Here is a 24,945-nt window from a genome sequence, read left to right on the forward strand (position 1 = left end):
CACTTATTTCAGCCTGGTTGTTTGGCAAAATATCTTAACGTCCTTTGACTAGAGTTCGTTATTCTCCGCTATTCAGGAAATAAAATGAAAGGTCTCATCCATTATCTCACCACAATATTTATATTGCTGACTCCATTTTACGGCCAGGCAACCATTAAACTGGAAAAAATAAGCCTCTTGGTCAATCAAGAGAAAGGAGAGACAACCGTAAGAGTCGATAATATCGGTAATTATCCTGTGTTGTTATTTTCGTCCGTTGTTAAGAATGCATTAAGCAAGCAAGGAGAAGATCCCTTGTTCATTCTCTCTCCGCCAGCCGCGCGCATTGATCCGGGTAAATCTCAGCTGGTACGCGTCATGCTTGCCGATCCCTCGGGACTTGATAAGGCTCGTCAGCAAATGCGCCATATCTATTTCCAGGAAATTCCCGATATGGGAGAAAAAAGCAACCAACTTAAGGTAAATACTCGGCATCGGGTCGTCGCTATCGCCACGCCCTCCGCGCTGGCAGAAAACAAATCTCCCTGGCAAACCCTGATCTGGCAACAAAACGGACATTCTATACAAGTCAAAAATCTCAGCCCTTACGTTGTCAGGTTAGCCCCGACTATCACCGTACAACCCAGCAACCAGCAGTTTGTTTTGGAACAACCTTATTTGCTGCCTGGGCAAACGATCGGTACACGTAAGGGCGATAGGCTTATCAGCCCCCCCTCCCGTTTGCACTTCACGCCAATCAGTAACACAGGGCGCGCCATACCCGATATCACGGTTAACCTTGCCCCAATCCAGTGAGACAGCCTTTGAAATTGCACATACCGTTACGTCTGCTGGCGTTTTGTCTGCCTATCGGCTGTGTCTCGACCAGCCAGGCCGACTACGATATTGAGATGATGCGCGCACTTGGATTGTCCAGTGAGATTGCTGATTACTTTTCCTCTGGAACGAAATTCCCCGCAGGAAAACAATCGCTCTTCATCAGCGTCAACGGCCAAAACCATGGACGGCATGAAGTCAATATCGACAAACAAGGCGAATGGCAATACGACGCTGAACTCGCAGAAAACCTGGGGTTACACCCCTGCAAGCTCAACACTCAAACAGATATGCTGATGAGCCAATGCTATCAAGGCAGCCGCATCGACAATGAAACCGGTAATAATCAATTGATTTTGCTGTTGCCCGAGCGCTATATCCGTCGACAACCGGCCGACTATGAATTTGGTGGCCATGCCCTGATGCTGAATTATACTGCGAGCCGATTTGACAGCCAAAACCACAGCAGTGATTACGCGGCGTTGGAAACCGGCTTTAACAGCAGCAACTGGCTGTTTCGCCATAATGGCACCTATAACAAGTCCGAACGGCATCAGGGGTACACGCCTTATAATAGTTATGTGCAGCGGACATTGACGGACCACGACGCCATGATGCGTTTGGGACGAGCAACGTTATCAGATTCGCTATACAGCGGCATTACCTTGGACGGCCTGCAATGGCTACCTGACTCGTCACTGTCATTTAGTCAACGCAGTGATGTGCCGGCAGTCGAAGGCATCGCCGAGAGCCAAGCCAAGGTTGAGATTTTTCAGAATGGTAGATTAGTTTACGCCACGCAGGTGCAACCGGGCGCTTTCCACCTGACGGATATCCCCGCGCAGTTCGACGCAGTCGATTTGTCCGTCACCGTCACGGAAAGCAACGGTAGTCGCAAACAATTCATCGTCCCTTATCTGACGACATCAGGACGCCCGGCTCCCCGCCAGGGCAGTTATTCCCTTGCTCTCGGGCGCACTCACAGCCTGGAAAAAAGCACAGAAATGTCTTTCATCACTGGCTCATTTTCTTTGCCATGGCTCAATCATCACCAAGTGAGAGGGGGAAGTTTCCTCAGTCGCGATTATCGCGGCCTCGCCGCCGGTTATAGCGTTACCGATAGCGATTATCGTTTTACGGCTTTGAGCCACGTGGCACAGTCACCAAGCGGTAAGGGCACCAAACTGCAGCTGAATAGTGCATTGCCTCTGATAAAAAACCTTAAGCTGAACGCCGGATACAGCATCCAGTCAGAGCGATACCGTTCACCCACACAGCTTCGTTCTCCGCGCAAAGATGACAGCGAAGGGGCTTATTGGCATCTACCGCACGGCGCATCATCTTCACACCAACGTCAAAGCTACAGCCTGGGCCTAGGTTGGCACCATCAGTACATTGGAAATCTATCTTTGGGCGTTACACGCACTGAAGGGGGAAATGAACAACAGAATCAGCGAGTCTACGCCTTCTGGAACCGTCAATTTGGCGCAGCCACCGTTGGCGTTAGCCTGGAAAAAGAGCGCAGCCGCGACGTTCGCGATAACGATACCCGACTGTTCGCCACCCTTTCATTACCGCTGGGAAAAAACCGACGTTATAGCGCCAATATGATAAGCAACGGAAGAAATCGTAGCATCAGCAATTCGCTTTCCGGCCAAGCGCTGAATGGCGATCTGGCGTATGGACTCAATGCAACGCAAGGCACCCAATCCAATAACGGCACCTATTCAGGCAATGTGAACTACTTGAGCCCGTTTACCACTCTTTCCGGCAGCTATAGCCATCTGTCAGAAAATCAGCAGGCATCTTACTACAGCGCCACAGGCTCCCTGGTAGCAGACAGCAGCGGGCTAACGCTCTCACCCCAGAAAATCGGCGATACCTTCGGCATCTTGACGATACCGGGCCTCGCCGGAATCAGCGTGTCCACGCCAGGCGGAAAGGTGAAAACCTATGGCAAGCAAGGTAAGGCGGTCATCCCAAGACTGCGTGAATATCAACCCAGCCTGATTAACGTGGACACCAGCACCTTGCCCCCCGGTGCCGATATCGACAACGGCGTGCGCAATATCAATCTGGCACGTGGCAGCGTTAAACATATCAATATCAATGCCATTAATACATTGCGGGCCATTGTTCAGATTAGCTATGCCGACGGCACAAAACCCGCTATCGGCAGCATGATTTTGGATGAACAACAACGAGTGGTCGCTTTTACCAATGATCAGGGCGCAGCCTTCATTGAACATCAGAAAGCGCACCGCGCGAAGAACGATGCGTCATCACAACGCTTCAGCATGAAAACCTCTGCGGGACAGGCATGTTATTTCGCAATTGCTGCAGACACCTCTCCCCGCAATCGTGCCGGCATCAGCCACTCCGAAGCCGTGTGTCGCTAAACGTTCATCGATATCAGGAGAAAATATGAAAGTGATTTATTACGGGTTAACAGCTATCGCCATCAGTTTTGGGGCTAACGCTAACTGCACGCTAACGGCCACACAAAACAGCGTTTATCTGGGAGAGCACAATATCGGGTCACTGTCTCAACAATCCACTCTGCTGCACAGCGCCCCATTGCAGTATCGGTTGGCTTGCGATGAGCCAGTGCAGTTGCAGGGATTCACTCTGCGGGAGAATAGAAACGGAGGCAGCGCAGCCGATGCTTCTAGCTATCTCAGCCTCACGGTTGATGAATTACGCAATGGTGATGGTGAGCCGATTGCCTTTTCACTTGGCCCCGGGCTGCTGAGCCAAAGACATCTGCCCAACTATCGTTTATCCGTCGATCGTGAAGCATTACACATTCTTGTACCGGATAACGAGGTTGGGCAACACTTCACTCTGTCATTAACAGTGTCCAGTTTCGCCACCTCCGCGACACAACTGCGTCAACAGCAACGCGATAACATCCCGCTGTCGACCCAATTGCTGGCCAGCGCTAACTATCTTGATCCCGACGTTCGGTGAATGCGCTAACCTCGACCAGGCAGCTCATGGCGTTCGGCCCCTGCGTCAGCGGCGAGGTGCCGATATCGAGCGTCAGCACGTTCGGGTTGCCCGCCTGCTCGACCGGCCGGCGCTGCGCGTCGAAACCCGGCTCGAACCAGGCACCGGTTGCCATCAATACCACACCGCGCGTCACGCCGTCAGTGAGGGACGCCCCCGCCAGGCAGCTCCCGCGCGCATTGCTGACCAGCACTTCGGCGCCGTCCGCCACGCCGCGCTGCGCCGCGTCCTCCGGATGCATATACAGGGTTTCGCGCCCGGCGGTCTTATTGCCCTGCGCCAGCGGCGCCGGATCCATCTGGCTGTGCAGACGATCGCTCGGTTGGATGGAGATCAGATGCAGCGGCCAGGTTTTGGCCTGCGGCGCGCCCAACCACTCCACCGGCGGCTGCCACTGCGGATGCGGAGCGAAATCCTCATAGCGATAGCCGGCGATCCGCTCGCTGAACAACTCGATCTTGCCGCTGGACGTTTGCAGCGGGTTAGCCTGCGGATCGGCGCGGAACGCGTCAAAAAAGACGAACTCCTTGGCCGGCGCGGGCAGTTCGACATAGCCCTGGCGCCAAAAATCCTCAAACTCGGGCCAGACGACACCGGCACGCCGCTGCGCTGCGCCGCATTGTCGGTAGATATCCTCGATCCAGGCCCGCTCGTCGCGGTTTTCGGTAAAACGTTCGCGATAGTCCAGGCGCTCCGCCAGATCGGCAAAGATATCGAAATCGTTGCGCGCCTGATGCTGCGGTGCAATCGCCTGATGCATCGCCAGCACGTAGCGATCGCGCGAGGAGCCGCCGATGTCGTTGCGCTCCAGCGAACTGGTGACCGGCAACACGATATCCGCCATTTTGGCCGCCGCCGTCCACCAAATATCTTGTACGATCACCGTATCCGGCTTCTGCCAGCCTTCCACCAGCCGGTTCAGCTGCTGATGGTGATGGAACGGGTTGCCGCCGGCCCAATGCACCAGGTGGATATCCGGGTACTGCCGCGTCTCGCCGCAAAATTGATAGGCTTCGCCGGGGTGCAGCAGCATGTCGCAAATGCGCGCCACCGGGATCGCCAGCCCGGCCGGGTTATCCCCTACCGGCATAGTCGGCGCAGGGGTGTCCACGCGCGGGTTACCGACGCCGTTCATCGAGCCGTGGCCGAACGAGAAACCGCCGCCCGGCAGCCCCACCTGGCCCAACATCGACGACAGCGCGATCATCATCCAATACGGTTGCTCGCCGCGGTGTGCGCGCTGCACGGAGTAGGAACAGGTGATGAAACTGCGCACGCCGATCAGCTGCCGCGCCAGCCGCGCGATGCGCGCCGCCGGAATGCCGGTAATGGCGCTGGCCCAGGCCGGCGTTTTCGCCATGCCGTCACCGACGCCGTTCAGGTAATCCGCCAGCTGTTGATAGCCCACGCAGTGGCTGTGCAGGAAGGCTTCATCCTGCGCACCCAGCCGCTGGATTTCATAAGCCAGCGCCAGCATCAGCGCCACGTCGGTATTCGGCCGGATCGGGATCCATTCCGCGTTGACGAACCCGGGGCAATCGTCGCGCATCGGGCTAATGTTGATCACCGGCGTGCCCTTATGCGCCAGCTTTTGCAGCCAGGGCTTGAGCGCATGCTCCGCCGCGCCGCCGGAAGAGACCTGCGCGTTTTTCAGTGCCAGACCGCCAAACGCCACAAACAATTCGCAATGCTCCACCACGCTCGGCCAACTGGTGACACGCCCGGTCAACGGCGAGAAAGTGCCGATCACATACGGCAGGAAAAACTGCGCCGCGCCCCAGCTGTAGTTGCCCTGCTGATCGACCCCGCCGCCACCGCTGAAATAGAACCGCCGCACCAGCGAGCGTGCATGATGCAAACGCCCGGCCGACGACCAGCCATAAGAACCGGTGAACAGCCCGGAGGGACCGTAGCGATCGCGCACCCGGCGATTCTCTTGCGCCACCAAATCGAGCACCAGCTCCCAGTCCACCTCGACGAAATCTTCCCTGCCGCGCAGCGTACGGTCGCTGCCCTCGCGCTTTTGCAGCCACGAGCGGCGCACCGCCGGCTTGCGGATACGTTTGTCGGAGTAGACCATCGGTACGATGGAATCGAGCAGCGGCGAAGGATCAGGATCGTCGACGAAGGGTTCACAACGGATAAGCCGGCCGTCTTCAACCACGGCGGTATAAGCGCCCCAATGGGCGAGCTGCGGATAGCATTTAATGGACATGGCGTTCTCGGCGCAATTCGGAATGCACAGACGTTACCTCAGCCCGCCGCCAGAGCCAACGTACAAATTGCGCTATCGGTCGGCTGCCGATGGTTATGCGTACAGACTCGAAGAGATTCTGCAACGGCCACCACAAGTTGCGCACGAGACCGCTTGCAGCCCCGGTTTTTTTCCGCAAAACTGGGGGATGTAAGCGATTACCCAGGATGTGTTGACTGATATGGCTACGATAAAGGATGTTGCCAGGCTGGCGGGTGTTTCCGTGGCCACGGTGTCCCGCGTGATAAACAATTCCCCCAAGGCCAGCGAAGGGTCGCGCACTGCGGTGCTGGCCGCCATGGAACAACTGCAGTACCACCCTAACGCCAACGCTCGGGCGCTGGCGCAGCAATCCACCGAGACGCTGGGCCTGATCGTCTCCGACGTTTCCGATCCCTTCTTCGGCGCGATGGTCAAAGCAGTCGAGCAGGTGGCCTACGCCACCCACAATTTTCTGCTGATTGGTAACGGTTACCACGACGCCGAAAAAGAGAGACAGGCGATTGAACAGCTGGTGCGGCACCGCTGCGAAGCGCTGGTGGTACACGCCAAAAGGCTGAGCGATCAGGAACTTTGCGGCTGGATGCAACAGATCCCGGGCATGGTGCTCATCAACCGCACGCTGCCGGGTTTTGAAACGCGCTGCGTGGCGCTCGACGATCGCTACGGCGCCTGGCTGGCGACCCGTCATCTGATCCAGCAAGGGCACCAGCGTATCGCCATCATCTGCTCCACCCACCAGATTTCTGACGCCACCGACCGGCTACAGGGCTATCTCGACGCGCTGCAGGAACACGGCATTGCGGTGGATGAAAAGCTGATCGCCTACGGCGAACCGGACGAGATCGGCGGCGAACAGGCGATGACCGAGTTGCTCGGCCGCGGCCGTTCGTTCTCCGCCATTACCTGCTACAACGATCCGATGGCCGCCGGCGCGCTGTCGGTGCTGAGCGATAACAGCGTCGACGTGCCGGGGCAAATTTCGCTGATCGGTTTCGACGACGTGTTGATTTCGCGCTATCTACGCCCACGCCTGACCACCATTCGCTACCCTATCGTCGCGATGGCCACTCAGGCGGCGGAACTGGCCCTGGCCTTGGCCACTCGGCAACCGCTGCCGGAAATCACCAACATGTTCAGCCCGACGCTGGTGCGCCGCCACTCGGTCGCCCCCCTCAACAACGCGCACGAACAGCCGTAATTCGCACCGCCGCATGACGCTGTGAAGCGGGCGCAACACGCCCGCCCGCTGATCAGATTAGCTCCAACGCGATCAGTTCTTCGATGGTCTGGCGGCGGCGGATCAGGCGCGGTTCGCCGTTTTCGAACAGCACTTCGGGCAACAGCGGGCGGCTGTTGTAGTTGGAGGACATCGACGCGCCGTACGCGCCGGTATCGTGGAACACCAGATAATCGCCGATCTGGACCGGCGGCAGCTCGCGGGTTTCCACGCCGCCGCCCGCCTGCTGGGTGAACACGTCGCCGGATTCGCACAGCGGCCCGGCGATCACCGTTTCGCGCAGCGGTTGCTCCGAAGTATCGCGCCCATCGGCCGGCAACAGCGAAATATGGTGATAGCTGCCGTACATCGCCGGGCGCATCAGATCGTTAAAACCGGCGTCTACCAGCACGAAGTGACGGCTGCCCATGTCTTTTACCGCCCGCACCTCGGCCACCAGGACGCCCGCTTCCGCCATCAGGAAACGCCCCGGTTCGATCTCCAGCTGCACCGGATGCCCCAGATGCGCGGCGATGCGTTCACGCGCCCGGTTCCACAAACCGAAATAGTGTTCGGTATCGATCGCCTCTTCGCCGTACTGGTACGGGATAGACAGGCCGCCGCCGGCGGAAATGGCGCTGATGTCATGACCGAGATCGATCACCTGCTGCACCATCGCATCGCAGACCCGTTCCAGATGCTGGTAATCGACGCCGGAACCGATGTGCATATGCACACCGATCAGTTTCAGGCCGTAGCGGCGGATCTTCTCCACCGCCTGCGGCAGGTCGGCATACCAGATACCGTGCTTGCTGTTCTCGCCGCCAGTGTTGGTTTTCTGGCTATGGCCGTGGCCAAACCCCGGGTTAATGCGCAGCCACACCGGGTGCCCTGCGGAAACCTGGCCGAGCTGCTCCAGCATGTCGATGGAGCCGGCGTTGACCGGGATCTTCAATTCGCTGACGCGCGCCAGCGTGGCGTGATCCAACACGTCTGCAGTAAACACGATCTCACTCGGTTCGCCGCCCGGCTGAAAACCGGCCTGCAGCGCCCGTTCGATCTCGCCCAGCGACACCGAATCCACCTTCACGCCCTGCTCGCGCATCAAGCGCAAAATATGAATGTTCGAACAGGCCTTCTGTGCGAAACGGACAGTGTCGAAGTGGCGCAGCTGAGCGATGCGCTGGCTGATGATGTCCGCATCATAGGCCCAGACCGGGCAGCCGAAACGCGGCGGCAAGGCCAACAGATTAGCGGCGTTCAACGCGGTGGAGGTGTCGTGCAACGGGCGTGGCATGGCGATATTCCCAATTCGAAAATGACGGCAGATAACGCCATAGTGCCGCACGCTGAATCGGGTGGAAAATATCTATTTAGCCGTAGTCTATTCATTTATGATATGGCTTTACCCACAGCCGAGCGGCCTCGCCATGCATAACATCTCTTTGCGGCAAATCGAAATCTTTCGAGCGGTGATGACCACCGGCAACCTGACCGAGGCGGCAGCCCTGCTGCAAACCTCGCAACCGACCGTCAGCCGTGAGCTGGCGCGCTTTGAGAAGCTGATCCGGCTGCAGCTGTTCGAGCGGGTGCGCGGGCGCCTGTCTCCCACCGTGCAGGGGTTACGGCTGTTCGAAGAGGTACAGCGCTCCTATTACGGCCTCGATCGCATCGTCAACGCCGCCGCCGGCATCCGCCAGTTTCAGCAAGCGCAGCTGTCGATCGTGTGCCTGCCGGTATTTTCCCAATCGCTGCTGCCGGCGGTGTGCCGGCCCTTTATCGAACGTTACCCCGAAGTCAGCTTCAGCGTCATTCCGCAAGAGTCGCCGCTGCTGGAAGAGTGGCTGTCTGCCCAGCGCCACGATCTTGGGCTGACGGAAACCACCCTGACGCCGGCGGGCACCGAGCGGGTGACGCTGATGACGTTGAACGAAGTGTGCGTGCTGCCGACGGGCCACCCGCTGCTGGTGAAAGATCGGCTGACGCCGCAGGACTTCGCCGGGCAGAACTTTATCAGCCTGTCGAGCACCGACAGCTATCGTCACCTGTTGGATGCGCTGTTCGGCGAACAGGGCGTCGAGCGCCGCATGGTGATGGAAACGCACAGCGCGGCGTCGGTGTGCGCCATGGTGAGGGCCGGTGTCGGGGTGTCGATCGTCAACCCGCTGACGGCGCTTGACTATGCCGGCAGCGGCGTGCACGTGCGACCGTTCAGCATCGACGTGCCGTTCACCGTCAGCCTGATCCGGCCGCTGCACCGCCCTTCATCGGCGCTGGTCACCGCCTTTATCGACCACCTTCATCAACAGGCCGCCGCCTTTGCCGCCCGGCTGGCCGCCGCCGTCAGGCGCTGAAAGCGGCGTGGGAATATTGCCGAAGCATCAGCGCAGCGTCGCCTGCCACTGCGGATCGGTGGCGAACCACTCCACCAGAAAGTCCAGCATGGTGCGCAAGGTGGCGGGCATCTGGCGGCGTGAGGTATAGATGCCGTAGATACCCATCGACTGCGGCCGGTAATCCGGCAACAGTTCGACCAGTTCGCCACTGGCCAGCAGCGGTGCCGCCGAATAATAGGGCTGCATGGAAATGCCCGCCCCCTGCACCGTGCCGGCCATCAGCACCACCGACTCGTTGGCGCTCAGATTGCCGCTGACCGCCACCGCCGATTTCACCCCCTGAGCGTCGAAGTGCCACAGGCTTTTGCCGAAATAGGAGTAGGTCAGGCAGTTGTGCAACGCCAGATCCTGCGGTTGACGCGGGGTGCCGTGCGCCGCCAGATACGCCGGCGCGGCGCACACCACCGATGCGCAGGTGGACAGCGGGCGGGCAATCAGGTTGGGATCCAGCTCGTTGGTGATGCGCAGCGCCAGATCGATGCGCTCTTCCACCAGGTTCACCGCCCGGTTGTTCATCTGCAGATCGACCGCCACCTGCGGATGACGCTTCAAATACTGAGCGACGGCCCCCACCAGCGCCGTTTGCCCAAGCGACTGCGAACAGGTGATGCGCAGCAGGCCGCGCAGCTCATCGCTCTGCCCTTCCTCCACCAGGTCGATCTCCCCCGCCAGCGCCAGCATTTGCCGACAGCGTTCCAGAGTGCGCTCACCGGCGTCGGTCAGACTAAGCTTACGGGTAGTGCGGTGCAGTAAACGCGCCCCGGCCCATTGCTCCATCTGCGCCAGGTAGCGCGTCACCATCGCACGCGACATCTCCAGCGTGTCGGCGGCGGCGATCATGCTGCCGCGATCGACGATGGTGACAAAAACCTCAGCGGCGGTAATGCGATCCATGATTAGTCCGATTTATGCAACGAATAATTGCTTATTATCCGGTTTTTCTATCGATTTATGCAACCTAACATCATTACAACATTAACCGATACCTAAGGACCTCTGCCCATGTTTAAGAAATCACTGTTAACTCTGGCCTTCACCGGCGTCGCCACCCTCAGCACCTACGCCACCGCTGCCGACACCCTGACCATGGAAGTGTATAACCCGGGCGAGAAAAGCGTGTTCCCGGTGTCTTCCGAAATCATCAGCGGCAAACACGAAGTGGCGCTGATCGACGCTCAGTTCCAACGCAACGACGCTGAAGCGCTGGTGAAAAAGATCAAGGCGACCGGCAAGAAACTGACCACCGTTTATATCAGCCACTCAGACCCGGATTTCTATTTCGGTCTGGACGTGATTAAGGCGGCCTTCCCGGAGGCGAAAATCATCGCTTCGCCAGGCACCATCAAGGACATCAACGCCACCAAAGACGGCAAAGTCGCCTACTGGGGCCCGATTCTGAAAGACAACGCGCCAAAAGCCGTGATCGTGCCGCAGCCGCTGCAGGGCGACAGCTTCACCATCGACGGCCAGAAAGTGGAAGTGAAAGGCCTGAACGGCCCAACCCCCGATCGCACCTTCGTGTGGATCCCGGCGCTGAAAGCGGTAGTAGGCGGTGTCGCGGTCGCCGGTGACAACATCCATCCGTGGATCGCCGACAACCAGAGCGTGGAATCGCGCCAGCACTGGCAGCAGACGCTGAAAAGCATCGAAGCGCTGAAGCCGCAGGTCGTCGTGCCGGGCCACTTCCTGCCGGGCGCAGCGCAAACGCTGGCATCGGTACAATTTACCCAGAAATACCTGACCACGCTGGAAGCCGAGCTGCCGAAGGCCAAGGATTCCGCCGCGCTGATTGAAGCGATGAAAACGCACTACCCGACGCTGAAAGACGAGTCGAGCCTGGAACTGAGCGCGAAAGTGCTGAAAGGCGAGATGAAGTGGCCACAATAAGCGCCCGTGCGTGATTGAACCAGCCCTGGCGCCGCGGTGAGCTGCCGCGCGCCAGGCGAGGAGTAAAGATGACCGAAACCACTCTGCATTACATTTTCGATCCGCTGTGCGGCTGGTGCTACGGCGCCGCGCCGCTGGTGAAAGCGGCTCAGAGCCTCCCCGGGCTGAAGGTCGTGCCGCACGCCGGCGGCATGATGACCGGCAACAACCGCCGTCAGATTACCGACGAATGGCGCAACTACGTCATTCCGCACGACAAACGCATCGCCGAGATGACGGGCCAGCCTTTTGGCGAAGCCTATTTCAACGGTCTGCTGCGCGACACCACGGCGGTGATGGATTCCGAGCCGCCGATCACCGCTATCCTGGCGGCGGAAAAGCTGGCGGGACGCGGGCTGGACATGCTGCACCGCATTCAGCAGGCACACTATCAGGAAGGCCGTCGCATCGCCGACACGCCGGTGCTGGAAGCGTTGGCGAAAGAGCTGGGGTTGCCTTCGGCGGCGTTTATCGCCGAAATGCGTTTCAACAGCGGCGCGCCGACCGCGCAACATATCGCGGAAAGCCGGGCGCTGCTGGCCAAAGTGCAAGGCCAGGGCTTCCCGACCTTTGCGCTGCAGGACAGCGAAGGCCGCCTGCATCTGCTGCCGGCCGGCAACTATCTGGGTAACGTGGAAGCCTGGAAAAACCTGCTGGGCGCCGCCGCGCTGGCGTAACCAACCTTTCTCGCCCCGGCTGCCGGGGCGGGTCATTCGACCCGCACGAACCGCCCTTCCGCCCGCACGTTGTGACCGAACCCGCAATCGCCCCGCGTGTGCATTTCCAGCGCTTGCTCACCAAACGCCATCGTCACGTCGCAGACCTGCGCGCTTTCCGAGTCATGCTGGTGGTAGACCGCCTTGCCGTGCTCGATCGGCAGCTCGGCGGTGAAGTCGCCCATGTTCGGGCCGTAATACAGCCCCATCTGCGGCATGGCGTAGCCGGAAAAATCAATCAGCCAGCGCTCGCCCTGCGGCTTCACCGTCACCTCGCTCCACACGCCGCGCCCGGCGTATTGCCAATACACGCCGCCCGGCCCCTGCGGCGGCGGCCGCTGCGCCAGCCGTTGGCGCAACAGGCTCATGTTGTGCTGCGATTTGTCATCGTGCGGCGCCAGTGCCAGATAGGCCTGCGCCTTAAGCAATTCGCCGGCGTGCATCAGCGACAACGCCACGTTGTTGTAGGCCGTGGCGACGGCCTGCTCGCTCAGGCCGCAAAACTCGCTCCAGGCCGCCTGATCGCGAAAGATGTCGGCAGCTTTGGCGTAATCCTGCCGCTGATAGGCCTTTTTTCCCAGCTCGGCGTAGCTCGCCACCTTTTGGCAGTCGGCGGCAATGTCCGGCTCGTCAATGTGCGCCCAGGCCCGGGCGCTGGCGAAGACGCCGCAGGTCAGCAACAGGGGAAACCAAGCCTTCATCGTTTATCCTTTCTGCAAAAATTCGGCGCCAGTATAACCGCCCGGCGGCGGAGTGTATGCCGCAATTGCGCCCACCTGCACGCTGCCGGCGATTCAGCCGCCTTATTTCAAACGGTTAGCGGAGTTAAAACTGCTTACAGTCACGGTTTGTTTGTTACCGGCCCGCAGCCCATGCTGAACGAAATACCGCAATTATCGAGCCGTTATGAACGCAACCCCCTTGCAGAAACACGCCGTGTGGCAGCTGATCAAACCCTTTTGGGTGTCGGAGGAGCGATGGCGCGCCTGGATGATGCTGATCGCCATCGTCGTCCTGTCGCTCGGTCTGGTCTATATCAGCGTGGAGATCAACCAATGGAACCAGGTGTTCTACGATGCGCTGCAGAACAAAAACTACCCGGTATTCAAGGCGCAGCTGTGGCGCTTTACCTATCTGGCGCTGATCTTCATCGTGCTGGCGGTCTACAAGATCTACCTGACCCAGGGGTTGCAGATGCGCTGGCGGCGCTGGATGACGGAAAAGTTCATGGCAAAGTGGCTGGCGCACCAGGCGTATTACCACACCGAGCAGCAGCAGATCGTCGATAACCCCGATCAGCGTATCGCCGAAGATCTCAACGTATTGACCCAGTATACCCTGTCGCTGTCGCTCGGGCTGCTCTCCAGCCTGGTGACGCTGTTTTCCTTTATCGACATCTTGTGGCACGTCAGCGGGCCGATGACCTTCGCGCTCGGCCAGCACGCCATCACGCTGCCCGGTTATATGGTGTGGTTCGCACTGCTGTATGCGGTGCTGGGATCGCTGCTGATCTGGTGGGTCGGCAAACCGCTGGTCATGCTGGGCTTCAACCAGGAACGGTACGAGGCGAACTTCCGCTTCGGCCTGATCCGCATCCGCGAAAACAACGACGCCATCGCGCTGTACCACGGCGAACCGCGCGAGGCGCAGCAGCTGGGCGATCGTTTCGACACCATTCGCAGCAACTGGTGGGCAATTATGCGCATCACCCGGCGGCTGAACATCGCCACCAACTTCTACGGCCAGTTCGCCATCGTGTTTCCCCTGCTGGTGGCGGCGCCGCGCTACTTCTCCGGCGCCATTCAGATGGGCGGCCTGATGCAGATCGCCTCGGCCTTCGGCCAGGTGCAGGGTGCGCTGTCATGGTTTATCGATGCGTTTAACGATTTGGCGACCTGGAAAGCCTGCGTCAACCGTTTGGCCGGCTTCAACGCCGCCGTCGATCAGGTGCATCATCAGCCGCGCGGCATTCAGCTGCGGGAAGAGACCGCCCATCCGTTAACGCTGGATAACCTCAGCCTGAACTTGCCCGACGGCCAACCGCTGCTGGCCGGCGCCGAGATGACGCTGCAACGCGGCGATCGCCTGCTGATCGTCGGCCCTTCCGGCTGCGGCAAGTCGACGCTGCTGCGGGCCATCGCCGGTATCTGGCCTTACGGCGCGGGCGCCATCGGGGTAGCGGCCAACGCCAACACGCTGTTCCTGCCGCAGCGCAGCTACATTCCGATCGGCACGCTGCGCGAAGCGTTGAGCTACCCGAGCCTGGCGTCGGAATACAGCGATTCGCAGCTGATGCGGGTGCTGGAGAACTGCCGCCTGAAGCACCTGCAGCGCTGGCTGGATACCTCCGCTAACTGGAGCCATCGCCTGTCGCCGGGCGAGCAACAGCGACTGGCGTTCGCCCGCGCCCTGTTGATTCGCCCGAGTATTCTGTTCCTCGACGAGGCCACCAGCGCGCTGGACGACGAAACCGAACAGTTGATGTACTGCCTGCTGGTGGATGAACTGCCGGACGTGACGCTGATCAGCGTGGCGCACCGCAACAGCGTGGCGAAGTACCACCAGACCTGCTGGCGCTTCAGCCGCAGCGAAGATCAACCGGCGCGCCTGGCGCTGAGCCCGCTGCCGGTATAACCCGCAGAGCCGGGCGCGGTAGCGCCCGGCGTTCGTTCAGATGCCGTCGGTCTGCACGTCTTCGCATTTCATCCGGCGGCGCTCATGCCACAGGCTGGTCAGACCGCGTTTGCCGCACGCCAGCGCCACCTCGCGAAACTCATCCAGGCTCAACCCGTCGCGCTCCAGCATCATTTCCGCCGCCAGCTGCATATTGACGCCAGTGAGCACTTCGCAATCGCCCTGCGCATCGGCCAGTTCGCAGGCGCTGCGAAACGGCGAGCCGCCGAGCATGTCGGTGAGAAACACCACGCCGTCCGGCTGCGCCACCGCCGCCAACGCCGAGCGCAAGGCGTCGTTGAGCTGCGCGGTGCTCATCTGTTCGGGAAAATCGACCGCCGCACAGTGCGGCTGCGGCCCCACCACCTGTTCCACCGCCTGCAACAGCCCGGTGGCGAAGCCGCCGTGGCCGGTAATCACAATGCCTGGCATAGCTCGCTCCTCACAAAATACCGATAAATTTGCCCGCTACGCCGATCGCTACGGTGACGCCAATCAGCTTCACCGGCGAGAAACCGCGCTTCATCAGGAAGAAAATGAGCAGCGTGAAGCACAGCGGCAGCAAGTTGGGCATCAACTTGTCCAGCACGTCGGTCTGCAGCGCCACGCTGGCCTTGCCGGCATGCATCACCAGCGGCGTGGACAGGTGCACATACGAGGCCACCAGCGCACCGATCACCGTCATGCCGACGATCGACGCGGCGTGAGAAATGCGCCGGGTGTGGGTCTTCAACAGCGCCAGCGCGCTGGTGCCGGCCTGATAACCGTAGTGCGCCAGCCCGAAGCGCAGGCCGAAGTGGAACAGGTTGAACAGCAGCAGGAAGACGATCGGCCCGAACAGGCTGCCCTCCAGCGCCAGCGAAGCACCTATCCCGGCGCAAATCGGCAGCAGCGTCAGCCAAAACAGCGCGTCGCCGATGCCGCCGAGCGGCCCCATCAGTGCCACTTTCACCGCGCGAATAGTGGAGATCTTCTCCTTGTTCTGCTCCATCGCCAGCACCAGGCCGGACAGGAAGGTAACGTCGAACGGGTGCACGTTGATAAATTCCATGTGCATCTTCATCGAGTTGGCCAGATCCTGCGGGTTGCGGTGGATCTTGCGCAGCCCGGGGATCAGCTGATACAGCCAGCCGCCCGCCTGCATGCGTTCGTAGTTGAACGAGGCCTGCAGCAGCAGCGAACGCCAGGCCATGCGGTTGATGTCGCCGCGCGTCAGCGCTTCGGCGGGCTGGCTGTCCAGATAGTCGTCCTGCTCTACCTGGCTGGTGGCCAGCGCCTGCGCCATGCGTTGCTCGGCCTTTTGCGCCAGCAGATCGTCGGAATCGTTAAATGCCATCTTCGGCGTCCTCCTGCGGAGCGGGCCGGGCCGTCGCCTCTGCCGCGCCGCGTTGCGTGTTGAAGAAGTCGATCAGGGCGATCGCCAGGGCGCCCAGCGCCACCGCCAGAATCGGCAGCTTGAGGAACGTGACCGAGATGAAGCCGAGAATAAAATAGGCCACGTAGGTTTTTTTCATCATCACCTTCATCAGCAGCGAGAAGCCGATCGCCGGCATCATGCCGCCCGCCACCGCCAGCCCGTCCAGCAGCCAGCCCGGCGCCTTCTGCACCATGGCGCTGGCCGCATCAGCGCCGAAGTAAATCGGCAGGAATGCCACCACGAAATAGAAGATGAACAGGATGCTGATACCGAGGTAGTTCACCCGTTCGATGCCGCGCCAGTTCAGCGCTTTCACCATGCGATCGCAGCGGTGCATCATCGGCGAGAACAGCGTAAACAGCAGCGTGATGCAGCCCTGCACCGCAATCGAGAACGGCACCGCCACGCCGATCGCCACTTTAGGGTCGGCCTTGGTCAGAATGGCGAACGCGGTGCCGATCACCCCGCCGATCACCACGTTAGGCGGTTGGGCGCCCGCCAGCGGCACCATCCCCATCCACACCAGCTCCAGCGTACCGCCCACCAGCAAGCCGGTGTAGACGTCGCCCAAAATCAGCCCCACCAGCGGCCCCATCACCACCGGCCGGTGGAAGTGGGTCAGGCCGTCGAACAGGTCAACCCCCGCCAGCCCGGCCAACAGCGCAATCAATAACGCATCCGTCAACATGCTTTCCCCCTGGCTCAAAAGAGCAGTTTGCCGATCGCCTCGCCCGCCTCATCCGGCACCCGGCGTACCTCGCACTCCACGCCCAGCGCCGCCAGCGCGCGAAACGCGGCCACGTCGCCGTCGTCCAGCGACACCGTTTTGTGCACCTGCCGCTTCCCCTCGGCGAAGTGCATGTTGCCGACGTTGACGAAACGGATCGGCACCCCGCCGCGCACCAGCGTCAACACGTCCTGCGGCGTTTTGCACACCAGAAAAATCTTCTGCCGATCCGCCGCCTTGTGGATCACGTCGATGGTTTTCTGCAGCGTGAAGTAGCGGGTCTGCACCCCTTCCGCCACCACCATGTCCATCAGGTTCTGCTGCACCGGATCGGCGGCGGCCTCGTCGTTGGCCACCACCACCAGGTTGGCGCCGAGGGTGTTGGTCCAGGTCACCCCCACCTGGCCGTGCACCAGGCGGTTGTCGATGCGGGTCATTAAAATGTTCGGCATGTCAGCGGCCCTCCGGGTAGCAGGCGGCGTGATAATCGTCGAGCACCTGCGTCACTTTATGCAGCACCCACTCCTGCGGATCGGCGCTTAACTCGCCGGCGTTCAGCGCCCGCGCCTGATCCGGCAGGTACTGGCTGAGCAGCGCCAGCGGCGCCGGGCTGCGGCGCAGGTTGTCCAGCAAACCGTCGACCGCCTGCTGCACCTGCGGCTGCGGCCAGTAATAACGCACCCGATCGCTCAGGCTGTAGTGGCGATCGAGATACTGTTGGTGCGGTGTGCCGTGGTAGTAGCGGCTCCACTGCTGCGGCTGCTCGCGCATCACCTGCTCCAGCGTGGCGCATAGCTGCGCCGACTGGCGTTCCCCCAGCCATTCACGCTCAATGCGATCGAGGGCGAACAGCGCTTCGCGCAGCGCGAAGGTCAGCGCCGGCCCCACCTTCAGGATGGCGAAGTGATCGCGTACCAGCTGACGGTAGGCCTGCGGTGGTTGGTAGTCCGTGGAGTGCGCTTCATAGATCATGCCCGGCTGCCGTTCGATGAAATGGCTCAATGCGTCGGCGCGCTGCGGTTGGTAATGCTCAACGCTGTGGTGATCGAACTCGACGCCCGGCTGCACCACCAGCGCGATAGTTCGCTGCCAGGCATCGTTCAGCTCGGCCTTTTGCCAGGCGATGCGGTGCGTTTCCAGCGTTTGCGCCACCGCCTGCGGCGTGGTGACCTGCAGACCCGCCAGCGCCTCCTGCGCGCCGCCCGGCACCGGCACTTCGGTGCCGATCACATAAACCGGCGCTTCGCCGCCGCTCTGCGCCCAGGCCCGCTCCGCCACCGCGCACAGGCGCGCCGCACGCTCGGCGACCGTGGCATCCCCCAGAGGAGCGGGATCGCCGGCGCACGACATAGAACAATCGAGGTGAATTTTGCGAAAGCCGGCGCGAACGTAATCGTCGATCAAGGTTTCCGCCAGCGCCATCGCCTCCTGAGCCGGGCGATCTTGCCAGGCGTTGGGCCCCAGATGATCGCCGCCCAGCCACACGCGATCGCGCGCCAGGCCAACCTCATCCGCCAGGCGCCACAGCGCATCGCGGAACTGGGCCGCCGTTTGGCCGGTATAGCCGCCGAACTGATTGACCTGGTTGGACGTCGCCTCTACCAATACCGGCGTGCCGCGCGCTTTGGCCTGCCGCAGCGCGGCCTTCAGAACCCAGGGATGGGCGGAACAGACGGAAAAGATCCCGACCGGCATACCGGCCTTGTGCTGCTCGACAAGCTGTAACAACTGCTGCATGAAGCCCCCACGCAGGCGCCCTGCTACCGATCGGCGATGATGACCTCCACGCCCAGCTCGGTTAACGCCCGCTCGTAATCGTCCGGAAGACGGCTGTCGGTGATCAGCCGATGGATTTGTCCGGCTTCGCGAATCATGCAAAAGCTCTTGCGACCGAATTTGCTGGCATCCGCCACCGCGATAATCTCGCGCGCCACCTCGCACATCACGCGATTGAGGTGCGCCTCACCGGGGTGAGGCGTGGTGATGCCGGCGCTCAGATCGAACCCGTCGACGCCCAAAAACAGCTTGTCGAAGCGGTACTGACGCAATTGCTGCTCGGCAGCCGGACCATAGAGCGAGTAAGAGTTGCGGCGTACGCTGCCCCCCAGCACCATGACTTCCACCCCGTCGTTTCCCGAAAGCTCGTAGGCAATGTTCAGCGCATTGGTCATCACTACCAGATCGCGCCGCCCCTTCAGGAACGGCACGATCTGCGCGGTGGTGGATCCGGAATCGAGGATCAGCGCATCGCCGTCGCGCACATAGCCGGCCGCCGCGTTGGCGATCAGCGTTTTGACGTCGCGATTCAGCCGCCCTTTATCCCGCAGCGGCCGATCGAAAGCGAATTGCTGATTGAGCATTGCGCCGCCGTAAGCGCGCAGCGCACACCCTTTTCGTTCCAGAAAGCGCAGATCGTTGCGGATCGTCACCGTGGATACCGCAAACTGTTTGCTGAGCTGCTCCACGCGCACGCTGCCGTGCTCGCATAACAGATCGATGATGTGTTCACGTCGCTTTGCGGTATTCACTGGCATGAGCTGCGGTCCTCAGGTTTCCGGCATCGCCGGGGAGAAGATGGCTTTCGCTCTACTGCGCTGGCATTACAGCAAAGCGAAAGCAATGAAATTGTGATCGGGCTTACAGCCCCGTTTTAGCAAAAAAACCGCCAAAAAACCTTTCGAATCGAAACGGATCGAAAAGCCAAAAAGCGGAAAGGGGGAAAAGTGAAATGCTATGACGGGCGCAAGCGCCGGGGAGTTACGGCGCTGGCGGCAAGGAAAGCGAAAGCGGCGCGTGGCGCGGCCCGCGCCATGACTTTTAGTTCACTCAGTGACCAGGATCACATAATGGCAATTATCCTGCGGCTGGCGGAGGTTAACCGCCGCCATCCCACCGGGCCATACCCTTGTCAGCGCGAGCCATCTTCCCTACACTTGCGATCGGATACCGTCGATTTGTCGGTACGTAAGCGTTAACGTCAATCAACGCATCACGCCATGCAGCACGGATTGACTGCATGCCCTGGTGCGAGGAACCCATGCCGCAACCCGCTTCATCCCCAGCGTCCACCGCGACCCCGCGTCGCCGGTTACACCGCCCTGTCCTGCTGATCGTCGGCATTATGCTGATCGCCGCCAACCTGCGCGCCGCCCTGACCAGCGTCGGCCCACTGTTGGAGCAGATCCAGCAACAGCTGGCGTTGTCCGCCACCGCCGCCGGCCTGATCAACTCGCTGCCGCTGATCTTGTTCGCCGTTCTCTCGCCGTTGACCCCGGCGCTGGCGAAGCGCATCGGTATCGAGCGCACCCTGGGCCTCGCCCTCGCGCTGCTGGTCTGCGGCATCGCGCTGCGTTCCCTGCCGCAAGACGCCATGCTCTGGCCGGGCAGCATCCTGATCGGCGCCGCCATTGCCTTCGCCAACGTGGTGCTGCCAACGTTGGTGAAAAGAGATTTCCCGCATCGCGCCGCCGCGATGATCGCCGCCTATGCGGCGGTGATGTCACTGGTTGCCGCCATCGCCTCCGGTCTGGCGGTACCGCTGGCTGCCCTGGCCGACCTCGGCTGGCGGTTCTCTTTGCTGTGCTGGGGCTTGCCCGCGCTGTTGGCGCTGCTGGTGTGGTTGCCACAGCTGCGGCGCTCCGCCATACCCGCCACCAAAGAGCCGCAACCGACGGAGCCACAGCGCTATCGTTCTCCCTGGGGCAGCGCGCTGGGTTGGCAAGTGGCGATGTTCATGGGGCTGCAATCGATCGCCTTCTACACCATCATCGGCTGGTTCAGCGCCTTTGCCGCCAGCCACGGCACCTCAGCTCAGCAGGCGGGTTTCGAGCTGTTCGTTTACCAGGTGGTGGCGATCGTCGCCAACTTTGTCATGGTGGTGATTTTGCCGCGCGCGCACGATCAGCGGGCAATCGCGCTGGGCAGCTCGCTGCTGATCTTTATCGGCGTCGGGGGATTATTGGTGCAACCCGCCAGTTCACTGGTGTGGCTGACGTTTGCCGGGTTGGGTGCGGGGAGTTCGCTGGTGCTGGCGCTGTCGTTTTTTGGATTGCGCAGTCAGCATCATCATCAGGCGACGCTGCTGTCGGGTATGGCGCAATCCGTCGGTTATCTGTTGGCGGCGCTGGGGCCCACCCTATTCGGCCTACTGCACGACCTGACGGAAGGTTGGCGTTTGCCGTTAATCGCCCTGCTGTGCCTGACCGTCTTGCAAATGCTGTTCGGTGCGCTGGCCGGCCGCCGCCGCGTGATCAGCTAACGCCGCTGCGCGATGGGGGCCGCGCCGGCTCAGAGTCGGTATCCTGCCACAAGTCTTCAATAAAGGCGCGCTGCTCATCGCTCAGCACCCATGACGGCGGAATTTTGGACTGTGCGCGGCGTTCAGCGCCCTCACGGTTTTTAGCCTGCTTTTTGTTCACGAATCGCCTTCCTGCTTAACCTGCTAATTCAGTAACCAGTAAATCACGGCGGCGGTGAACAGCCAGAACAGCCCGCTACCGATAAATACACACAGCCATGCTCTACGTTTGATATCTGATCCATCCTTGCTCACCACAGCGCCCTCAACCAATAGATTAAACCATTCAAATGGTGATTATCGATCTGTTTTAACGATCGATAAAGTCGTTTTTTCCTATGGAAATTAAAAAAACAGCTGCTAGCCATAGACCTGCATCACCGCCTCAGTAAGAACGGCACCGTGGATATCACTGTTATCGGCAGGCGATAACTTGTATTGATAGGCGAACGAACGTGCAGTGTGCCACACCTTGCAAGGTCAAAATTAAACCACTGGTAAATAATTCAACTATCAATTATTTGACTGGCCGTAAGCCAAATCGGCAACAGACAGCGCTGAAGGCGGGGGAGAAAATGAAGCGACGTACTGGGATCATACGAAGAGAAGCACCGGCCCGTTTGGTTTCGCTCGGGCCGGCGTGAATTAACCGATTCTGCTGACGGAATCCCGGCTGGCGTGTTCACGCTCGCTGCCGATCAGCTCACGTAAGTGACCTGAGCGCATCTCCAGCAACCGATCGGCGTGTTCGAAATAGTGATCGTCATGGCTGATGGCAAACACCGTTTTGCCCATCGCTCGCAGTTCTGGCAACAGCTCGCGATAGAAAATGCGCCGGAATTGCGGATCCTGATCCGCGGCCCATTCATCCAACAGCAAGATATCGCGCTGTTCCGCCACCGCCAGCAGCAAAGCCAGACGCTTGCGCTGCCCCTGCGACAGTTGCGGGTTGGTCACCCTGGTGCCGTCAAACTGCAGTTTGCTTTTCATATTCAACCGCTCGAGCCAGACGGCGACCAGATCCGCATCGGGTTCGCCGCCTTCCGGCCCTTGCAAGCGATCGAACTGATGAAAATCGGTGAAAATCGCCGAAAACAGTCGACGGTAGTCCGGCATATCCGCCGCGGTCTGTGCGACACCATCCAGAACGATGTGACCACTCACCGGCCGGTACAACCCGGTCAACAGCATCGCCAGCGTTGACTTGCCGCTGCCGTTGCCGCCGATCAGAAAGACCAGCTCACCACGCCGCAGCGTCAGATTGAGCGGCCCGACGGCAAAACCGGGCTGCTGTTCGGTATCTGCATAATGAAAAACCACGTCACGCAGCTCCAGCGTCTGCCAGGAACGGCTGACGGCGGCAGGAAACGCCGGTTGATACTCGGCCAGGCGCAGCGTCTTCAGCTTGTTAAAGGCCACTTCGGCGCTGACCAGCGTCGGAAACGCCCCGACCGCCTGCAGTAATGGCGTGCGCAGGAACAGCAGCGTCAGTGAATAGGTGGCGGCCACCGTCGAGTCCGCCCATCCCAGGCTGTTGGCCATAAAGAACACCAGCCCGATCGCCCCCAACATCATGATATTTGACCAGTTGAGCGCACTCAAATGGAAGGTATCGGCGCGAATGATATGGTGGCGATAAGCTTGCGCATCGGGCTGGTAGGCCTGTTCGTACAGCGCCTGCGCACGCTTGCGGTTTAACGCCAGTTCCTTGCGACCGTCAATCACCGACTCATAACGATGATAGAGACGCTCTTCTGACTCGCGCAAGCTGGCCATATGACGATAAACCCGTGATACCAGGCAGCCGCTGCCCACGACGGTCACCGCCACCCAGACTGCCGTGACCGCCAGCATTTTCGGCGATAGCCATCCCAGATAGGCCGCCGCCCCCAGGGTTAAAATCACCCCTTGCACCAGTTCAGGCAAGCGCACGAAGGCGACGGTAATATTGCGGATATCGCTGGACAGGCTGGCCAACAACGAGGCGCTGCCCAACTGTTCAAGGCGTTCAATATCGGTATCTAAAATACGCTTCACCAGTTGCCCACGCAGGCGATAGACGAAGTAGTGGCCCAATGTCGTCAGCGCCAATTGCGAGCCCAGCGTGACCGCCATCAGCAATGCCAGCAGGGCGAGAAACATCGGCAGCACGGCCAATGCATCGCCGCCGGCCTCCATCAGGTATTGATTGATAAATGCAATGATACCGATACCTAAGCCGGCGCTGGCCAGGGTCAGCGCCATGACAGCCAGAAATGGCCAACGGTACTGGTGATAAACCACCCGTAGCAGTTCCATGAAAAAACCTCTGAAGTCGCGTTCTGGCAGGCATTGTAAGCGGCGGGAGAATGAGATCAAGACGAATTCTCATTGTTGACGAGGCCTCTGATTTCGCCGTCGAGGGCATTTTGATGATTGCTTATTGAAACAAGCGACTTACACTGACGCCTCTATCCGCTGAAGGGAACAGCCGATTATGCTCGCCACTCACGAATACGCCAACGACCTGATTCTGTTCGCCCTGATTGTCGACTGCGGCTCGTTCAGCAAGGCCGCGGAGAGCGCCGGCATCACCAGTTCGGTGGTCAGTAAACGCATCGGGCGGCTGGAAAAATCGCTGGGTGCCCGGCTGTTGTACCGCACCACCCGCAGCCTGACGCTGACCGAAAGCGGCCAGGCGCTCTACCAACAGGCCAAAGAGATCGGCACCAAAGTGCAGGAGGCGCTGTACGCCGTCAGCGAAAAGAGCGAAGAATTAACCGGTACCATCCGCATGTCGGTGCCGACCATTTCGGGCGAGCTGCTGCTGAGTGAAAGCGTGGCGGAATTTTGCGCTCTGCACCCCAACCTGAAAGTCGAGATGCGGCTGGAAAATCGCTTTGTCGATCTGGTAGAAGAAGGCATCGATCTGGCGATCCGCACCGGCACCATGCCGGATTCGAGCCTGATTGCCCGGCCGATCTTCGATTCCCGCTGGGTGATCGTCTGCTCGCCGGGGTACCTGGAAAGCCACCCGGAACCGCGCAGCGCCGAAGACCTGCTCGACCACAACTGCCTGACCTACACCTACCAGGAGAGCGGCACCGCCAACTGGCTGATGAAACGGCCGGGGCGCAACGAAATCTACGAGCTGCAGGTTAACGGCAACCTGTCGGCCAACAATGCGCGGGCGATCCGCAAAGCGGTGATCGGTGGCCATGGCATCGCCATGGTGCCGCGCTGCATGGTGTATGAAGATTTGCAAGACGGCAAACTGACGGAGATCCTGGCCGGCCACTGCGGCAAAGTCTTGGGCATTTATGCCGTCTATCCTTACACCCGCAATCTGCCGTTAAAAACCCGCCGGCTGATCGAACATATCATCGGTTCCTACCAAAATATCAGCCATTATTTTTGAGTTCCCTGCTCTGATTATTTCCCTGCGGCCGTAAAAAGCCGCGGGGATTACCGCATTTTTGGACATAATCTATTGAACATTACCGCTTAATTAATGTG

At 60.2% G+C, this 24,945-nt stretch carries 23 protein-coding genes; 10 read left to right on the plus strand and 13 right to left on the minus strand.

Annotation, left to right across the window (positions count from 1 at the left end; translation table 11 throughout):
* The first annotated feature begins 84 nt into the window (after nucleotides 1-84).
* The 3 genes from C9411_RS21740 to C9411_RS21750 are packed head-to-tail and all read left to right on the plus strand — an operon-like array spanning nucleotide 85 to nucleotide 3,786.
* Entirely contained in the window at nucleotides 85-795 is a 711-nt protein-coding gene (locus tag C9411_RS21740; protein WP_107227915.1) for a fimbria/pilus periplasmic chaperone, read from the plus strand.
* 8 nt (nucleotides 796-803) lie between these two features.
* Entirely contained in the window at nucleotides 804-3,215 is a 2,412-nt protein-coding gene (locus C9411_RS21745; protein ID WP_107227916.1) for a fimbria/pilus outer membrane usher protein, read from the plus strand.
* A gap of 25 nt (nucleotides 3,216-3,240) precedes the next feature.
* Complete coding sequence (locus C9411_RS21750; protein ID WP_063990729.1) at nucleotides 3,241-3,786, plus strand: hypothetical protein; 546 nt, start codon at nucleotides 3,241-3,243, stop codon at nucleotides 3,784-3,786.
* On the opposite strand, the gene C9411_RS21755 is transcribed toward C9411_RS21750, so the two are convergent.
* Nucleotides 3,758-6,040, minus strand: coding sequence for a molybdopterin guanine dinucleotide-containing S/N-oxide reductase (locus C9411_RS21755; RefSeq protein ID WP_107227917.1), 2,283 nt, complete (start codon nucleotides 6,038-6,040; stop codon nucleotides 3,758-3,760). The two genes, C9411_RS21750 and C9411_RS21755, sit on opposite strands and share 29 nt — an antisense overlap.
* A 220-nt stretch (nucleotides 6,041-6,260) precedes the next feature.
* Between C9411_RS21755 and galR the strand changes: the two genes are divergently transcribed.
* Nucleotides 6,261-7,280: an HTH-type transcriptional regulator GalR gene (gene galR, locus C9411_RS21760; protein ID WP_107227918.1), complete on the plus strand. Its 1,020-nt coding sequence runs from the start codon at nucleotides 6,261-6,263 to the stop codon at nucleotides 7,278-7,280.
* Nucleotides 7,281-7,332: 52 nt separating this feature from the next.
* Here the strand turns inward: galR and lysA are convergent, their stop codons facing one another.
* Nucleotides 7,333-8,595 carry a diaminopimelate decarboxylase gene (lysA, locus tag C9411_RS21765; protein WP_107227919.1) on the minus strand — a complete coding sequence of 421 codons (1,263 nt, stop codon included), beginning with the start codon at nucleotides 8,593-8,595 and terminating at the stop codon, nucleotides 7,333-7,335.
* 133 nt (nucleotides 8,596-8,728) lie between these two features.
* Between lysA and C9411_RS21770 the strand changes: the two genes are divergently transcribed.
* The gene (locus C9411_RS21770; protein WP_107227920.1) at nucleotides 8,729-9,652 is read left to right on the plus strand and encodes a LysR family transcriptional regulator; all 924 of its coding nucleotides are present in this window, start codon (nucleotides 8,729-8,731) and stop codon (nucleotides 9,650-9,652) included.
* Nucleotides 9,653-9,679: 27 nt separating this feature from the next.
* On the opposite strand, the gene C9411_RS21775 is transcribed toward C9411_RS21770, so the two are convergent.
* Nucleotides 9,680-10,588 (minus strand): LysR family transcriptional regulator, encoded by a 909-nt coding sequence (locus tag C9411_RS21775; RefSeq protein ID WP_063990725.1) that lies wholly within the window; start codon nucleotides 10,586-10,588, stop codon nucleotides 9,680-9,682.
* Nucleotides 10,589-10,696: 108 nt separating this feature from the next.
* Between C9411_RS21775 and C9411_RS21780 the strand changes: the two genes are divergently transcribed.
* Complete coding sequence (locus tag C9411_RS21780) at nucleotides 10,697-11,581, plus strand: MBL fold metallo-hydrolase (protein WP_063990724.1); 885 nt, start codon at nucleotides 10,697-10,699, stop codon at nucleotides 11,579-11,581.
* Between the two features lie 68 nt (nucleotides 11,582-11,649).
* Nucleotides 11,650-12,297 (plus strand): DsbA family protein, encoded by a 648-nt coding sequence (locus C9411_RS21785; protein ID WP_063990723.1) that lies wholly within the window; start codon nucleotides 11,650-11,652, stop codon nucleotides 12,295-12,297.
* Between the two features lie 32 nt (nucleotides 12,298-12,329).
* On the opposite strand, the gene C9411_RS21790 is transcribed toward C9411_RS21785, so the two are convergent.
* Nucleotides 12,330-13,037: a tetratricopeptide repeat protein gene (locus tag C9411_RS21790; RefSeq protein WP_107227921.1), complete on the minus strand. Its 708-nt coding sequence runs from the start codon at nucleotides 13,035-13,037 to the stop codon at nucleotides 12,330-12,332.
* 205 nt (nucleotides 13,038-13,242) lie between these two features.
* Here C9411_RS21790 and C9411_RS21795 point away from each other — a divergent pair, with 205 nt between their 5' ends.
* On the plus strand, nucleotides 13,243-14,970 hold the full coding sequence (locus C9411_RS21795; protein WP_063990721.1) for an ABC transporter ATP-binding protein/permease: 1,728 nt from the start codon (nucleotides 13,243-13,245) through the stop codon (nucleotides 14,968-14,970).
* Between the two features lie 36 nt (nucleotides 14,971-15,006).
* Here the strand turns inward: C9411_RS21795 and agaF are convergent, their stop codons facing one another.
* Genes agaF through agaR form a run of 6 tightly spaced genes read right to left on the minus strand, consistent with a single transcriptional unit; the run spans nucleotide 15,007 to nucleotide 19,687 of the window.
* Entirely contained in the window at nucleotides 15,007-15,441 is a 435-nt protein-coding gene (agaF, locus tag C9411_RS21800; protein ID WP_063990720.1) for a PTS galactosamine/N-acetylgalactosamine transporter subunit IIA, read from the minus strand.
* Between the two features lie 10 nt (nucleotides 15,442-15,451).
* Nucleotides 15,452-16,345 (minus strand): PTS system mannose/fructose/sorbose family transporter subunit IID, encoded by an 894-nt coding sequence (locus C9411_RS21805; RefSeq protein ID WP_016929936.1) that lies wholly within the window; start codon nucleotides 16,343-16,345, stop codon nucleotides 15,452-15,454.
* Nucleotides 16,335-17,114: a PTS N-acetylgalactosamine transporter subunit IIC gene (gene agaW / locus C9411_RS21810; RefSeq protein ID WP_004931810.1), complete on the minus strand. Its 780-nt coding sequence runs from the start codon at nucleotides 17,112-17,114 to the stop codon at nucleotides 16,335-16,337. Before agaW ends, C9411_RS21805 begins: the two co-directional genes overlap by 11 nt.
* A gap of 14 nt (nucleotides 17,115-17,128) precedes the next feature.
* Nucleotides 17,129-17,605: a PTS N-acetylgalactosamine transporter subunit IIB gene (gene agaV, locus C9411_RS21815; protein ID WP_019455696.1), complete on the minus strand. Its 477-nt coding sequence runs from the start codon at nucleotides 17,603-17,605 to the stop codon at nucleotides 17,129-17,131.
* Between the two features lies 1 nt (nucleotide 17,606).
* Nucleotides 17,607-18,890, minus strand: a complete 1,284-nt coding sequence (locus C9411_RS21820) for a D-tagatose-bisphosphate aldolase, class II, non-catalytic subunit (protein ID WP_055317448.1) — start codon at nucleotides 18,888-18,890, stop codon at nucleotides 17,607-17,609.
* A 23-nt stretch (nucleotides 18,891-18,913) separates the two neighbouring features.
* On the minus strand, nucleotides 18,914-19,687 hold the full coding sequence (agaR, locus tag C9411_RS21825; protein ID WP_004931804.1) for a transcriptional repressor AgaR: 774 nt from the start codon (nucleotides 19,685-19,687) through the stop codon (nucleotides 18,914-18,916).
* Nucleotides 19,688-20,190: 503 nt separating this feature from the next.
* Between agaR and C9411_RS21830 the strand changes: the two genes are divergently transcribed.
* Nucleotides 20,191-21,411 carry an MFS transporter gene (locus C9411_RS21830; protein WP_063990718.1) on the plus strand — a complete coding sequence of 407 codons (1,221 nt, stop codon included), beginning with the start codon at nucleotides 20,191-20,193 and terminating at the stop codon, nucleotides 21,409-21,411.
* On the opposite strand, the gene C9411_RS25885 is transcribed toward C9411_RS21830, so the two are convergent.
* From C9411_RS25885 to C9411_RS21840, 3 genes are all read right to left on the minus strand, one after another.
* Complete coding sequence (locus C9411_RS25885; protein ID WP_165384388.1) at nucleotides 21,404-21,571, minus strand: hypothetical protein; 168 nt, start codon at nucleotides 21,569-21,571, stop codon at nucleotides 21,404-21,406. The two genes, C9411_RS21830 and C9411_RS25885, sit on opposite strands and share 8 nt — an antisense overlap.
* Before the next feature lie 23 nt (nucleotides 21,572-21,594).
* Entirely contained in the window at nucleotides 21,595-21,708 is a 114-nt protein-coding gene (locus tag C9411_RS21835; RefSeq protein ID WP_048234622.1) for a YmiA family putative membrane protein, read from the minus strand.
* Nucleotides 21,709-22,095: 387 nt separating this feature from the next.
* Nucleotides 22,096-23,748: a multidrug ABC transporter permease/ATP-binding protein gene (locus tag C9411_RS21840; protein WP_063990717.1), complete on the minus strand. Its 1,653-nt coding sequence runs from the start codon at nucleotides 23,746-23,748 to the stop codon at nucleotides 22,096-22,098.
* A gap of 178 nt (nucleotides 23,749-23,926) precedes the next feature.
* Between C9411_RS21840 and C9411_RS21845 the strand changes: the two genes are divergently transcribed.
* A complete protein-coding gene (locus tag C9411_RS21845; RefSeq protein ID WP_063990716.1) occupies nucleotides 23,927-24,847 on the plus strand; it encodes a LysR family transcriptional regulator in 921 nt (306 codons plus the stop codon).
* Nucleotides 24,848-24,945 lie beyond the last annotated feature (98 nt).

Origin of the sequence: Serratia sp. Nf2, assembly GCF_003028435.1 — a bacterium.
Classification (GTDB): domain Bacteria; phylum Pseudomonadota; class Gammaproteobacteria; order Enterobacterales; family Enterobacteriaceae; genus Serratia; species Serratia marcescens_L.